Origin of the sequence: Orbus sasakiae, from assembly GCF_039542345.1 — a bacterium.
Lineage (GTDB): Bacteria > Pseudomonadota > Gammaproteobacteria > Enterobacterales > Orbaceae > Orbus > Orbus sasakiae.
In genome coordinates this window covers 727,019-741,892 of record NZ_BAABHY010000001.1, presented here as the reverse complement: position 1 = coordinate 741,892, position 14,874 = coordinate 727,019, and the positions used below count along the sequence as shown (strand labels likewise).

Annotated in this window: 14 protein-coding genes; 2 read left to right on the top strand and 12 right to left on the bottom strand. The window is 36.4% G+C overall.

All coding sequences use genetic code 11. The features are described from left to right. Window positions 1-3: 3 nt before the first annotated feature. The 7 genes from ABEA36_RS03210 to nlpD all read right to left on the bottom strand — a co-directional run bounded on the left by ABEA36_RS03210 (window position 4) and on the right by nlpD (window position 9,128). Window positions 4-1,944: a MacB family efflux pump subunit gene (locus ABEA36_RS03210; protein ID WP_345488731.1), complete on the bottom strand. Its 1,941-nt coding sequence runs from the start codon at window positions 1,942-1,944 to the stop codon at window positions 4-6. Between the two features lie 73 nt (window positions 1,945-2,017). Continuing rightward, complete coding sequence (locus ABEA36_RS03205; RefSeq protein ID WP_345488729.1) at window positions 2,018-3,187, bottom strand: efflux RND transporter periplasmic adaptor subunit; 1,170 nt, start codon at window positions 3,185-3,187, stop codon at window positions 2,018-2,020. 249 nt (window positions 3,188-3,436) lie between these two features. Further along, window positions 3,437-4,402, bottom strand: coding sequence for a 23S rRNA (adenine(1618)-N(6))-methyltransferase RlmF (gene rlmF, locus ABEA36_RS03200; RefSeq protein ID WP_345488727.1), 966 nt, complete (start codon window positions 4,400-4,402; stop codon window positions 3,437-3,439). Window positions 4,403-4,525: 123 nt separating this feature from the next. Beyond that, window positions 4,526-5,734: an aldose 1-epimerase family protein gene (locus ABEA36_RS03195; protein ID WP_345488724.1), complete on the bottom strand. Its 1,209-nt coding sequence runs from the start codon at window positions 5,732-5,734 to the stop codon at window positions 4,526-4,528. Between the two features lie 441 nt (window positions 5,735-6,175). After that, window positions 6,176-6,556: a hypothetical protein gene (locus ABEA36_RS03190; RefSeq protein WP_345488722.1), complete on the bottom strand. Its 381-nt coding sequence runs from the start codon at window positions 6,554-6,556 to the stop codon at window positions 6,176-6,178. Window positions 6,557-7,262: 706 nt separating this feature from the next. Next, window positions 7,263-8,015 (bottom strand): 2,3-diphosphoglycerate-dependent phosphoglycerate mutase, encoded by a 753-nt coding sequence (gpmA, locus tag ABEA36_RS03185; RefSeq protein ID WP_345488720.1) that lies wholly within the window; start codon window positions 8,013-8,015, stop codon window positions 7,263-7,265. An 81-nt stretch (window positions 8,016-8,096) separates the two neighbouring features. Further along, the gene (nlpD, locus tag ABEA36_RS03180; protein WP_345488718.1) at window positions 8,097-9,128 is read right to left on the bottom strand and encodes a murein hydrolase activator NlpD; all 1,032 of its coding nucleotides are present in this window, start codon (window positions 9,126-9,128) and stop codon (window positions 8,097-8,099) included. A gap of 249 nt (window positions 9,129-9,377) precedes the next feature. Here nlpD and rsmI point away from each other — a divergent pair, with 249 nt between their 5' ends. After that, window positions 9,378-10,238: a 16S rRNA (cytidine(1402)-2'-O)-methyltransferase gene (rsmI, locus tag ABEA36_RS03175; protein ID WP_345488716.1), complete on the top strand. Its 861-nt coding sequence runs from the start codon at window positions 9,378-9,380 to the stop codon at window positions 10,236-10,238. 69 nt (window positions 10,239-10,307) lie between these two features. Here the strand turns inward: rsmI and ABEA36_RS03170 are convergent, their stop codons facing one another. Then, window positions 10,308-10,715: a protein YgfX gene (locus tag ABEA36_RS03170; RefSeq protein WP_345488714.1), complete on the bottom strand. Its 408-nt coding sequence runs from the start codon at window positions 10,713-10,715 to the stop codon at window positions 10,308-10,310. After that, window positions 10,702-10,956, bottom strand: coding sequence for an FAD assembly factor SdhE (locus ABEA36_RS03165; protein WP_345488712.1), 255 nt, complete (start codon window positions 10,954-10,956; stop codon window positions 10,702-10,704). Before ABEA36_RS03165 ends, ABEA36_RS03170 begins: the two co-directional genes overlap by 14 nt. 194 nt (window positions 10,957-11,150) lie before the next feature. Here ABEA36_RS03165 and ygfZ point away from each other — a divergent pair, with 194 nt between their 5' ends. Next, complete coding sequence (gene ygfZ / locus ABEA36_RS03160; protein WP_345488710.1) at window positions 11,151-12,095, top strand: tRNA-modifying protein YgfZ; 945 nt, start codon at window positions 11,151-11,153, stop codon at window positions 12,093-12,095. Window positions 12,096-12,608: 513 nt separating this feature from the next. Here the strand turns inward: ygfZ and ABEA36_RS03155 are convergent. The 3 genes from ABEA36_RS03155 to modA form a co-directional block, all read right to left on the bottom strand. Continuing rightward, on the bottom strand, window positions 12,609-12,914 hold the full coding sequence (locus ABEA36_RS03155; RefSeq protein ID WP_345488708.1) for a contact-dependent growth inhibition system immunity protein: 306 nt from the start codon (window positions 12,912-12,914) through the stop codon (window positions 12,609-12,611). Next, window positions 12,911-13,984: an RNase A-like domain-containing protein gene (locus tag ABEA36_RS03150; RefSeq protein ID WP_345488706.1), complete on the bottom strand. Its 1,074-nt coding sequence runs from the start codon at window positions 13,982-13,984 to the stop codon at window positions 12,911-12,913. The genes ABEA36_RS03155 and ABEA36_RS03150 overlap by 4 nt, the downstream gene beginning before the upstream one ends. A 145-nt stretch (window positions 13,985-14,129) precedes the next feature. Beyond that, window positions 14,130-14,873 carry a molybdate ABC transporter substrate-binding protein gene (gene modA, locus ABEA36_RS03145; protein WP_345488704.1) on the bottom strand — a complete coding sequence of 248 codons (744 nt, stop codon included), beginning with the start codon at window positions 14,871-14,873 and terminating at the stop codon, window positions 14,130-14,132. Window position 14,874 lies beyond the last annotated feature (1 nt).

Sequence of the window (14,874 nt, the reverse complement as noted above, 5' to 3'; positions counted from 1 at the left end):
ATATTACTCCCGTGTTAACGCTTCAATTGGATTTAGTTTAGCGGCATTTTTGGCTGGTACAAATCCAAAAGCAATACCAATAAACATGGAAAACAGAATTGCCATGACCATGACATGGGTCGAAAATAAAAGCGGCATACTGCTACCCATAAACAGGTCAAAAATCACACCAATCACACCCGATAGCATAATGCCTACGATACCGCCTATCGAACAGATTAAAACCGCTTCAATTAAAAATTGTTGCATAATGTTGCTTTGTTTCGCACCAATAGCCATACGTAAACCAATTTCTTTTGTTCGCTCTGTGACTGACACCAACATAATATTCATCACACCGATTCCCCCGACGATTAAAGAAATTAAAGCAATGCACGAAATTAAGAGTGTCATGGTACTTGTTGTACTTTCTATGGTTTGTTTGATACTGTCGCTATTTATGGTAAAAAAGTCTTTACTACCATGCCGAGAGGTTAATAAAGCCGTAATATTATTTTCAGCGACTTGTGAACTGACATTATCCGCAACCTTTACGGTTATCGAACTAATATTTTTGGCCCCTGTCACTTTATTCATGACCGTCGTATAGGGTGACCACATCGTTAAGTTTTCAGACATCCCCATATTGTTTATTTTTTCAGCGACACCAATGATTTTTAATGGCTTTTTGTTAAAAATAAGTATCTTACCGATAGGATTATCGCCGTCAGAAAAGAAGGTATTTTTAACATTTTGATCAATAACAACAACAGCTGCATTATCTTTGATATCCGTTGACGATAGCTGCCGCCCCTGTTCAATGTTAATCCCTTTAACATCAAAATATTGATCGCCAACACCATTGAGCTGTGCTGTTACAGATTGATTACGATACAGTAGAGTGCCACTACTTGAACTATTTGGCGTTGTACTGGCAATATAATTTTGCTGAGATAAAAACTGCGCATCGTCAACCGTTAACGTTTTTATTTTATCCGCATTTCGATCACCAAAATTTTTACCAGGTATGATACTGATTGTATTGGTTCCCATTGAATTAATATTTGCCATAATGGTTTCTGATGATCCACGCCCTAAAGCCACAACACAGACAACCGATGCAATACCAATAATGATACCCAGCATTGTCAGTAACGAACGCATTTTATGAGAAAAGATAGCTTGCACTGACATTTTAAATGATTCAAATAACATATCTTGATAATATGCCCACCACCCCTTTTTAGCCGTTTTAGATGCTTGTTGAGTCGGATAAAGCTCATCATTATTGCGAGAATCAGCAATAATTTGTCCATCTTTAATTTCAATGACACGGCTAGCGTGTTCGGCAACATGCTTATCATGGGTAACTAAAATGATGGTATGCCCTTTACGATGGAGTTCGAGAATAATATCCATCACATTTTTACCACTTTTTGAGTCAAGGGCGCCCGTAGGTTCATCTGCAAGAATAATTTCGCCACCGTTCATTAAGGCGCGAGCAATCGAAACACGCTGCTGTTGACCTCCTGAAAGTTCATTCGGTTTATTTTGTAGCTTATGGCTCAATCCTAAATCAGTTAACAGTTCTTTTGCCCTAGCGCGTCTTGCTGTGACATCCATCCCACTATAAATGGACGGTAATGCCACATTTTCAAGTGCACTTAAATTATTTAATAAATTATAGCGTTGAAAAATAAAACCAAAGGTACGACAACGTAAGTCTGCCAATTGATTATCATCCATTTGATTGGTTTCAACACCATTAATCTGGTATGATCCCGAAGTCGGTGTATCAAGACATCCGATAATGTTCATTAGGGTTGATTTCCCTGAGCCTGACTGACCAATAATAGCAACAAAGTCACCTTTCTTAATGGTTAGATCCACATCTTTAAGTGCATAAACCTGGTTCTCATTAGAACCAAAACAACGGTTTAACTGACTAATTTTGATAATATCCATAATATATTCCTATTACATATTCAGTGTTATTTGCTAAACAGCTTATTGACGCAGTTGTTAACAAGCAGCCGTATTACATCATGCGTGGTTTAGATGAACTTCCCACTGAATTACTAATATCTTGTGCACTCATATTAGACAGTATTACTTTATCACCTTCACTCAGGCCACTACTGATTTCAATATTTATACTGTCAGACAATCCGGTCGTGATAATTTTTTCAACTTGTTGATTATTCTCGTTCAGCACATTAACATATTCAGAATTATCCCGTTTGTGGACAGCTGTTGCAGGAATCACCAGAACATTTTGTGCATGCGCAATTTTGATCACATTTTGGGTTGTCATACCGATATGTAATTTTCCTTGCGCATTCGGTACTTCTAAACGTCCATAATAGTAAATGGCTGCGTCAGTACTTGAACCTTGTTCATAACTTCCATTGGTGAGTGTTGTTAATGCGGGATCAAGTGATTTTAGTGTTGTCGTGAATTCAGTATCAGGATCAGAAAGGACGGAATAAGTCACGGTCATTCCTTCTGCAACTTTAGTAATATCGCCTTCAGAGATTTCCATCAGTATTTCCATATTACTTAAATCAGCAATCTGTACAATTGTTGGCGTAGATGTTGCGGCATTTAATGTTTGCCCCTGTTCTACGGGTACTGACACAACCGTACCATCTAATGAAGAGACAATCTTTGTATAACCTAAATTGACTTCAGCAGTATTAACCGCAATTTGAGTTTGAATGATTTGTGATTCTAACTCGGCAACAGCCGATTTAGCACTTGCAAAGGTGCTTTCTGCTTCTTCAAGACTCGCTTTAGAGGTTGCCTTTTGTGTATAAAGCTTTTGTTCTCGTTCATATTGAGATTGTGAAGTGGTTAATTGTATCTTCGCAGCTTCTAATTGAGCTTGATAACTGGTTAGCTTTGCTTTTTCAATATCATAATTATTTTGCTGAGTTGTGGAATTTATCTGCGCAATCAGATCACCTTTTTTGACGTGTTGACCTAATTTGACATTCAACGTATCGATTTGGCCTGAAACCTGTGCCCCAATAGTCACTAATTTAATCGCGCCAACTTCACCTGTTGCATTCACTTCTTGGCTAATATTGCCCCGCGTTGCATTAATTGTCAGGTAGCTAATTTGTTCCGTTTTTTGGAAAAATAAAAAATAGCTCGCGACACCGATAGCCACGACAGCGAATACAAGAATTAATTTTAAATGCTTCATTTGTTATCCTTTAATGTAAGGTCCTAGTAACTTAAGGCGCACTATAACAAGGTGAAATGAAACAAAAATGAAAAATAAATGAAAGAAATTTCATGTTGCATTTCATTTAGCATGATCAAACCTGAAACATTCGTCAGAGAGGTGATATCTAATAATGGATTAGGTTATTAATTGAATCTTAAAAGAAGCAATATCCAGCATTAAACATAAAAAATTTAGGTTATTTTTGAGTAATGACTCTGGGTAACACTAATGTTTGAGTTGTTCAAAAAAGTGCTGACGTTGTTCAGACGTTAAAAATGTCCAAGCAATAAAACGACTGACTTTCTGACCTTGTGCCATGGGAATAATTTTAACATCTAAAGCAGCGACGTTTTTGAGCTTTTCGCTTAAAACGGCTAATGTCTCTTTTTTAGACACCAATGAACTAAACCAAACACATTGTGATTGATATGACTGACTTTCTGTGATCATATTGCTAATAAAAGTAGCCTCACCACCTTCACACCACAATTCGGTCGAATGCCCACCAAAATTACGAACGGGTTGTTTTTCAATCGGTTTAGACTTTTGTAAATTACTGATTTTTTTCGTGGTATTCGCATTAGCTTCTTCTAATGAACGGTAAAACGGTGGATTACAAATCGTTAAGGCATACTGTTCATTAGGTTTAATAATCTGACTAAAAATGGCATTTTGATGACGTTGTAATCGGCAATGCAAAGCACTTTTTAGGCCGGAATTTGACGTGGCAATCATCGTCGCTATTTTGATCGCAGTCGGATTGACATCACTGCCAACAAATGACCAACCGTATTCAGCATGACCAACAATGGGGTATATTGCATTAGCACCTACACCAATATCAAGGACTCGAATGTGTTTTCCTTGCGGAATGTTTGAGTGATTATCCGATGCTAATAAATCCGCTAAATAATGAATATAATCAACACGGCCTGGTACTGGTGGGCATAAAAAATCATTAGGAATATCCCAAAAATGTAATTGGTAAAAACAGATTAACAAGGCTTTATTTAATGTCTTGACCGCAATAGGATCAGCAAAATCAATTGATAATTGACCATATTGATTTTGCTTCACATAGTTAACCAACTCAGGCAAACATTGCATTAATTTAACAAAGTCATAACCATTACGATGACGATTTCTAGGATGTAACGCGATTTTAATCATTTTATTCGGTGAACTATTCATCTTGAGATCTATAAAAAATTTATTTTATTATACAAGATTTAGTTCCAGCTTAAAATGCTATAAGTCAATAGAATCACGCCAGTCATTTAGACTGGCGACGACATAGTGATTTCACAACGTTGATTACTCATAAGCCATCGGTTCTTCAATCACTGTTGTTAAACGATCCCCCTGAATAGCTTGAATTTTATGGCTAAAATCATCTACCGATTTTTTATCGGTAAAAAGGTGATACGTTAAGCTAAATTCAGCACTTTGTCCTGGTTCTAATTGACGGACACGTTTTTGTTCCCTTTCGATAGTGACTGGATATGCAAAACTGGTCCCTGGCTCAAGACCTGTTACGTAACCTTGCTTAAGTGTATCGGTATTTTTCCATAATGATAAAACAGGTAATTGATTGATATTAAACTCAATACCCGCACCCATATCTCCCGCTTTATTGGCTAACATGACTTTAGTCATGCCCTGCTCATCAGCATAAGGGTAAACATTAAAGACCATCTCATCAAAATCTTTTGTCGGCCCTAAATACATTTGCCAATCTTGTAACCCTTCTACAGCATAGTCATTAAACGGCGAAATTTCTTTAACAGGAGCAATAAATTGCGCCCCCTCTTCTAAAATTGGCGTACCGTAATTACTGTGATAAATAATTTGATAATCGCGTACATAGTCACCCTTATTTGTGACAATATCATGCACAGTAAATGATTTTTGACCCGGTACATAACTGAGTGTTGCCCATGTTTCGAGATGGCTTTTCTTAAACGTATTTTCTTTAATGAGCCCTTTCACCGTGATGGTATAAGGCGCTTTGTCTTCAATATCAATCACCAGTTTAGAGACCGGTGTATTACCCGCACGTCCATGTAGTGTATAGATCATGCCATCAGCCGTCACGGGATGTCCCGTCCATTCAAATCCACAACGTACCATCATTTCATTAAAGCCATCAAGCCAACCTAAGCCGCCGCGGCTTTCTAACGTAATATTAGATGGATTAACCACTTCATCAACGGGTGAATCCCATCCCATACGGACACCATCACCTTCCACCGATAAAATACCCATACCACGCGTTGGACTCACTTTTATCGTAAAGTTGCCACTTGAAATGGTGATAACTTGGCTACCCTCTTGTTTACCACCTTTTAATACGTTATTTTGAATTTTAAATGTACTATTTTTGACGCCCAAATCTTGATTAGTTAATGACCAATCTCCTTTTGAAATAGCATTTTCATTATCGGTTAGAACAAATTCTTTAGCATAACTATTAAGTGAAACAAGACTTAAGATCACAGCCAATGAGATGGTTTTTACTTTCATATTTGCGTCTCCATAAAATATTTATATTTACTACAAACTGAATCGTGTCAGCTAATATGACATAAAAATCGGACAGTAGACAAATAGAAAACCGCAATTATGCGAACTTATTCACATTTTTTATTTAAAGGTCAGTTGTTGGATAATAATAGGGATAGTTTTACATTTGTAATGAGATTATAGCTATATCGATCTGTCTAAATGTTATTTAAATACATGATAGGGAAAGAGTAAAGTTCGAATCCATAAAAAAGGCAAGTCAGTTGACTTACCTTTTTTAAACATGAAGAGATGTAGTATCAATCTATTTTGCTTTGCCATAGTTAGCAACCGCAGCTTGTTTTACTTCAATAGCTGCTGCAACACCAAGATGGTTATATTCAATAACTCTTATATTATTATTTGAGACAAAACGTATCATTCTTATGAATCAATAAATCCTTATGACAAAACTATTTTTGATACTTTATCACCAAAAATGTCTAAAAATGCATTTAAACATTCTTCATCTAATGTATCTTTCCCAAATTTAATTTTATATGTCTTATCACGTGCTGTAATGTTGATTTCACCATATTTAAATGTAGTTGCTTCTTTAAATTCAATTTTTGTGATATCAACACGAGGGACTTCAAATAACACGCTATCACTTCGCATCGCTCTACTAATTTGAATAATAAGCCAAACGACAACATGAACTCTGCCACTCGCTTGTTCTTTAAATTTTATATATTCAATTGTATCTTTTGATTTGTTATAAATTAGCTTACCTTGTTGAGCTGAAATGGCTTTAGGGAGAAGCACTGGATTTAATTCGATCATCCTTATTTCCTTGTTATTGTTTTAATAATGTATTTATTTTACATGTTTTAAAATTAATTTAAAGATACCGTAATGCACAAAATTAAGAGTAAGGGCTTATTTTTCAAATTTACAGAATCGAGTAAAGATAAAAGTGATAGTTTAGAGAAACGCCAAATATGAGTGTATAAGGCGTATGTTTATGTAAATCCTCAACAAGACTTAAGTGCTATATACTATATTTACCATAATCAGTTTCATCTATTTTTTAGGAAGATATATTATAATAAATATCATCTTCAAAAATTTTAATGAATAAAAATACACTATACTTAATTGAATCGTTTATTGTTATCACGAAAGAATTTCACTGAAAAATAATTTCATGGATTCAGTTTATTACTTAAGTATTCCGCAATCGACTTTCTTTTTGCAAATCATCGTTCAAAAATTTTTTATGCAGTTATCAACAATAAGGTCAATTATCATAATAAGATAGTTTTACTTTTATAATGATGTATTAATATAATAGTGATATTTTAACAAGCAGTTGAATTCAGGAATTAAGTCAAGAATGACATAATATTATGCATAATAAGATTATGGATACATCAATCTGTTTGAATGTTATTTAAATACATTGTTGGGAAAAAGTAGAGATCGAATCGATAAAAAAGGCAAGTCAGTTGACTTACCTTTTTTAAACACGAAAAGATGTGGGATCAAACTATTTTGCTTTACCTTGATTAGCAACGGCAGCTTGTTTTGCTTCAATAGCGGCTGCATCACCAAGATAATAATGTTTAATCACTTTCATATTATCATCAAATTCATAGACAAGCGGTACACCGGTTGGAATATTAAGATCAATAATGGCATCATCACTGATATTATCTAAATATTTAACCAATGCACGTAATGAATTACCGTGCGCTGCGATAATAACACGTTCACCTTTAGCGACACGTGGCGCTATATGACTTGTCCAGTAAGGTAATACACGTTCGATTGTTAACGCTAAGCTTTCAGTCAACGGTAATTCTTTATCACTTAAACCTTTATAGCGACTGTCATGGCCAGGGTAACGCTCATCAGACTTTTCTAGTGCTGGTGGTGTAATAGCAAAACCACGACGCCATAATTTAACTTGGTCATCACCGTATTTAGCCGCAGTTTCCGCCTTATTGAGTCCTTGCAGGGCACCGTAATGACGTTCATTTAAACGCCAGCTTTTTTCTTCTTGAATCCAAGGTTGTTCTACACCGTCTAGTACATGCCATAACGTATGGATAGCACGCGTTAAAACTGAAGTATAGGCATAATCAAACTGAAAACCCTCAGCTTTTAATAATTTACCCGCTTCAATTGCTTCTTGATGCCCTTTTTCTGAAAGGTCAACGTCAGTCCAGCCACAAAAACGGTTTTCTTTATTCCACTCGCTTTCACCGTGTCTGATTAAAACTAATTTTTTTACTGCCATGGATAACTCCTTAGTGAATCAATTTTTATAATTTACAAACACGCTCACACTTCATTATTTATCTATTTTTATTATTCGGTACTATTGTTTCGGTAGATATTTTAAAGGATCAACTGATTTTACCTGATAGCGAATTTCAAAATGTAATCGAACAGAACTTGTTCCCGTATTCCCCATCGTTGCAATTTGTTGCCCTGCTTTAACGTCTTGTTGCTCTTTCACTAAAATACTTTGATTATGTGCATAAGCCGTTAAATAATCATCGTTATGTTTGATAATAATTAAATTACCATAACCCGGTAGTGCATTACCTGCATAAACCACACGACCATCAGCCGCCGCTTCAATGCGATCGCCTAATGAACCAGCAATATCGATACCTTTTGTCGCATTAGAAAATGTTTCAATCAACTTACCTTTCACTGGCCATTGCCATTTAATATTGGCAACAGTTGAGGATGGACTTGTTGTCACCGGAGTCGTACTAGCAGTAGACGTTGATGTTGTTGTCACCTGCTTTGTTGGTTGTGTTTTACTCGATGTAGTTGTTGTAGTGGTGGTTGTCGTTGCAGTAGGGCTTGTGGTACCTGGTTTTGTGGTGGTCTGCTGAGTCACGACAACCGTTGTACCACCGCTGACATCAAGCACTTGGCCTACACTTAATTCATAAGGGGCTTTAACATTATTTTTTGCTGCTAATGAACGGAAATCATTACCAGTAATCCAAGCGATATAAAATAAGGTATCCCCCCGATTCACCGTATAAGTATTGCCTTGGTAACCACCTTTGGGGATCTCATCATAGTTACGGCTATAAACCATACGCTCTTGCGTCGTCGTCACAACATTGCCGTTTACCTTAACGGTTGAAGTTGGGACATCAGCCGGTTTTATTTTTGTAATATTTGAAGGGGGCTGACTATAGGTCGTTGTGCTAGATGATGACGTATTTGAAGTAACACCGCCAGAATAAGTCGACGATGAAGAGTCAGATAAGTCATTTATTTGTGCTGGATTAGTTTGTGAACATGCAGAAATTGCTAATGTAATGATACTTAACGAAAAAAACCTAGCTACTTTATTATTAATTTTTAGATTATCTAATGTTCTCAAAGTCATACTCCTAAACGTATTTTTATTACTAAGTTAAATAGATCGTTGCCTAATTAACCAATCATTCAATCAAATGAAAATATTATACACCAGTTATATAAAAAAACATGCTAATACCGACCAATCAAACTCATCATTATTCGCATTTAATTGGTGTTTGAGCTAGCATTGTATATAATAATCGCTCTGTACAACTCATTTTTTGTGCTAATTTAACGTAAATAAATCGCCAAATACAACAAATTATCTATGACATCAGCTATCACAATCGAACCCGCTACACTATATATTGTTGCCACACCCATTGGTAATTTGGGGGATATCACCCTACGCGCCATTGATACCTTAAAGCATGTTGACCTTGTTGCTGCTGAAGATACAAGGCACAGTGGATTATTATTACAGCATTTAGGTATACAAGCAAAATTATATCCACTGCATGATCATAACGAACAGCAAAAAGCACAACAATTAATTGATAGGCTAAAATCAGGCATTTCAATTGCGCTCATTTCTGATGCAGGTACGCCGCTCATTAATGATCCTGGCTATCATTTGGTAAAAGCGTGCCATGAACAAAGTATCCGTGTCGTGCCAATTCCAGGCGCATGTGCTGCAATAACGGCATTATGTGTATCCGGTTTACCGACTGATCGCTTTTGTTATGAGGGCTTTTTACCTGCAAAAAGTAAAGCTAGGATTGATTACTTGAATCAATTAATGGAAGAAACCCGCACTCTGGTTTTTTACGAATCAACCCATCGCATCATTGACAGTTTACAAGATATGCTACAGGTGTTCGGTACACAGCGGTCATTAGTCTTAGCAAAAGAATTGACAAAATCATGGGAAACGGTCATCCAAAAACCGATTGATCAGGTGATAAACTGGTTACAAGAAGACGATAACCGCCAAAAAGGTGAATTTGTATTAATTGTCGAGGGGTATCATAAAAATACCGCTGACGATATTGACCCTAACGCTATCAAGTTGCTTAATCGTCTGCAGCAAGAATTACCCTTAAAAAAAGCTGCAGCTATTGTTGCTGACATGTACGGGCTGAAAAAAAATCAACTTTACCAACGGGGTTTAGATAGCAAAGACGAGTGAAATACATCAACATTGAATTAATTTTCGTTATTTTTTTATCATAACCTATCATTATAGTGTAAAAAACAATCATGATACCTTAACAAATTGGCGTAGAAAATAGTGTAAACTATGCCAATCTTGTTTAGTAAAGCTATCATCTATCAATACTAATACTTTACTTTTACGCTTTCGTTTGGCGACTAAATGGATAATGATAACATAGCGTAAGCATATCGGTTTTTTGATAATGACCCAACGTTGCCGACACCAATACAGTTCATCAATATCATAAAATAGCGCTAACTCACCCCGTATTAATCTACCTGCACAGTAAGCTTTCCACCATTCAATAACCAGAATAATGACTATAATAAATATTATATTATCAAATTCTGTTTGTTGGCATAGCACAATAATCAGTGCGGTAAAAACGACATAAAAAGTGGTGATGCCTATTTGGTATTTTTGCGAATAACGTAAATTAGTATGCCACATGTTGTTGATGGGATTTGATCATATCAACCATCGTTTGAAGATGGCAATCTTGCAGTGGCTTTCGTTTAAAAAAGCAGTCAAAAAGCACCAAATCATCAAGTTGTAGCAACTGTTCAAAATGCGCTTTTTGTGCAGCGGTTAATTGTTCATAATGTACGTCAAAAAAAGGCTGTAAAAGGAGATCGAGTTCTTTCATACCTCGTCGGCACGACCAATGGACTTTTGCCCTGTTTTTTTGCATGCTATCTCCTTTTAAATCGCAGATTAAACCATTAGTGATAATTTACACAAATTCTAATATGGGTCGCAAGTCGTGTTTTAATATTGCGTTGTATATCGCAAAATATCACTCAAATGCGCTTTATTCACATCAGCGATTTAAATCATAATCGGTTGTGTGATATATTAAACCAAATTTGTTATAAGGTATTTGTTATGCTATATACATCCCAATCGTTACCATTGTGCCAAACCACTCTTGATGACTGGCAGCTGATTAAAATTACTGGCGCTGATAGTATAAAATTTTTACAAGGTCAATTGACCAGTGATCTGACAAAATTAACGGAACAAAATTTTGTTTTTTCTGCGCAATGTGATCCTAAAGGTAAAGTTTGGAGTAACATGATATTTTTTAAGCGCGGCGATGATATTTATTACCTTGAGCGTAAAAGTATTGTCGAAACACAGCTTAAAGAATTAAAAAAATACGCGATCTTTTCGAAAGTTCAATTTGATATTGAAACACACTTAATCCCGTTTGGGATCATGGGTAATGACACAACCGATGGCTTAACCCGTATTTCAGCACTCTTTGAGAGTGGGCAAAACTGCATTACCGTTAACCACCTCACCTATTTAAAAATAACTTTCCCAACAACTCGATACCTGGTCATTGCCTCTGCCGATGATATCACTGCACATTGTGCTGAAATGCCCGACCTAGTGGAAAACAGCCAACAATGGGCAATTTTAGATATGGAAGCACACTACCCAATTATTGATTTACCTGTGAGCAATCAGTATTTACCCCAAGCTTTTAACCTACAAAATTTTGATGCCATCAGTTTTGATAAAGGTTGCTATTGTGGGCAAGAAATGGTGGCTCGTGCGCAATATCGTGGTATCAATAAACGCGCTTTATATTTATTAATTGGGCACACATCGCAATTACCACAAATTGGTGACACGCTTGAGCAACAAATCGGTGAAAACTGGCGCGAAACGGGTTGTGTTTTAGCGGCAATTAGACTCAATGAACACACCGTTTGGATACAAGCAATCTTAAATAATGATCTTGAAGACAACACTAAATTCAGGGTAAAAGGCATTGCCGATAGCCAGTTTATCATTCAAGCAAATGCGTCACATCACGATTGAAAATCAGGGTGCTTTGCACCCTTTAATTTTGGTAATGTCTTTACACCATCATGGTATTAGGTCGCAAAGTTTATAACTGCCTTGATAACAAAACATGAACCATTTAGCCTTGTTTGACGGAATATTACATTTTGACAAATCTATCATGTTTTATGATTCTTTTTGTTAAACTATATTATTAAAGTCGAGAATTGTTGATTTAAATGGGTAGTTTACAGTAAAGATATTTGCAGTTTTTTCTAAAAAGGAATTCGTACTTTGTTTTTGAATTCACCGACTTATTAACGTTGTTAGATTAATGTATAGACTAAATACTTGATTAATCTCCTTACCCTAATATCTCTTTTACGATAAGCTTAACTATAGTCTAACCTTAAAATAACCTCCCCTTTTGCAATACACCGACCACAAACTCACATTAAATTAGTGTTGTAATAAAATCTATAATATTGCGATAAAACAATAGACTCGTTTATGCAATATGTTTTTATACTCTCTTCGTTTAAATTTTAGCTATGACGGTTCATCTAGACGGGTGAGTAAATGGCCAAGCCATTCTCGCGCGGTTAACTCATCAGCGGGATAAAAGTAATTACAATCCATGTCATCTAGGAGCAAAATCCGTAATTGATTTTCATCTAACGGGGATTCAAGCAGTGACTTAATTTCATGTTTCAAAGTGTGCTGTTCATCATCTGACTCTGTAGATTGATAAGCCGATAAGGCGTGCTCTGCATCCCCAAAAATAATATCGAAATCTTGGTTTAAATAGGCATTAAAATAGTATGCTAAAGCGGGAAAATGTTGTTGATTTTTCATGGTGCTGGGTATCCGGTAATAATTTTATAGCCAACTGGCATACGGGGATCTCTTGCAAGAATAATACGCGCATTGCGCACTTTAATTGATCCGTATTTGCCTCGGGTCACACTAATACCAATCACGTAATTAGCTTGGTATTCAATTACTAAGTAGCCATGTTCACTACCCGATAAATATTGCTGTATTTTTTTTCGGTTAGCTTCAATAGCCAAACTCACAATTTTTTCAGCGGTCGCCATATCGGTAAAAGAAGAGGCTGTTTTAACTTGTCCGTTTGCCACTCTCTCGAAGAGTTCTTGTTCGGTTTTCGCCACATGACGAGCAATCAAATGCCCGCCTGCGGCTTCATGTGCAATCAGTCCACCGCCCGGTACCTGGTAAATAATGTTATCGAGCTCTGTTGGTTTAACACCATGAGGCACCGTCTGATAAGCACTGGTTGATTCATTCGTCCCCTGAACACGGGAAATAACCGGTTCTTGCACATTTGATTGAGTTTCAATCGTGCTAAAACTTGATAATAAAGCCGACAGTTTCGAACTTTGTTTAAGGTAGGTAATTGATGTCTGGGTTGCTTGTTTAGCAACCGAATCCATTACTTTATCGGCCTGTGCAGTGAAACCAGCTTGATAAGTAATACGACTATCTTTAACAGCGGATTTTAGTGATTTACCCGCAACTTTGTATACTTGGCCATTAACCAAGATATATTGTCGGTAAGCACTCGGCTGCCCTGTCGGTTCAGCAATCGCATATTGCCCCCATATTTTATTATCTCGAATAACAAAATAGTCACGCTGATTGGTTACCGCAATTGTGACGTTATCTGCCAGTTGTGTGGCATCGATGCTAAAAGTTTTTTTATCAAACTTATCAGCAGTAATTTGCTCAATAATTTGCTGAGTATATTCGTTTGATTTACCGCTTTGCTCGTTATCTTTAAAATGAGTTTGAACAACATTTGCTGTTTGCTGTTTTTGGAAAGCAAAAGACGGGGCAATAGATGACGCTAAACATAATGTTAACGCCATGATTAATAAGTAACTAGCTTTGAAAACTTTTTTCACAAATAATTAGCCAATATCTAAAAATGAAATTATGCTAAAGTGAAGTGACATAATTGTCTAGCATAAATCGCCATTTTTATTTAACTTACCTTGTGTATCAGCCTATTGTAATAAAATCATGTTAATAAAAAGATGCGTCTTCATGTTAAGCATCAATTCTGCGAAAGCCATTTTTTTGTAAGATGCCTTGACCTGACTCGCTCAAAACAAAATCAATCATTGCTTGTGCATAGGGATGCGGGTGTTTGAGCAATGCAATACTATAATCAATAGATTGATAATACGTTTGTGGAATAACTGACACCGATAACATGGGGTTTTGTTTTAGCCAATGCGCATAACTTGCATAACCAATAAACCCATCGACAATATCATTAAGTATAAAATGTTCAGCAGGTAACACACCATTTGTGAGTGTTGACACTAATTCGTTACCAACCAGTTGTAACGCTCTCTGCTTAAGCAATTTTCCCTGACCATGATGTTGCTTTTCAATACCATCAAATAACGAAAACGTATAATCACCGGATGGATCACTTTTTGGGGTAGACATCCCAATACGAATAGCGTTATCTAATAGAATCGTAAGCCAATCACGCTTTGACCACTGTGCATTATTCGCTACCGTTAAACATAACTGATTGTGAGCAAAAACTTGCTCGGTTAATGCTATCCCTTGTGCCAGTAAATATTGCGGGTGAACCCGATTGGCAGAAGCAAAAATATGCGCATTGGGTGAGGGGTTTTGTTGAATAATTTGCTGACATAATAACCCTGCTGGCGCAAACTGCACCGTGACGTCTACCGCATAATGCTGTTTAAAGCGTGTGACTAATTCAGTCAATGCATAGCGCAAACTTCCTGCAGCATAAATATTAAGTGAGTTCATT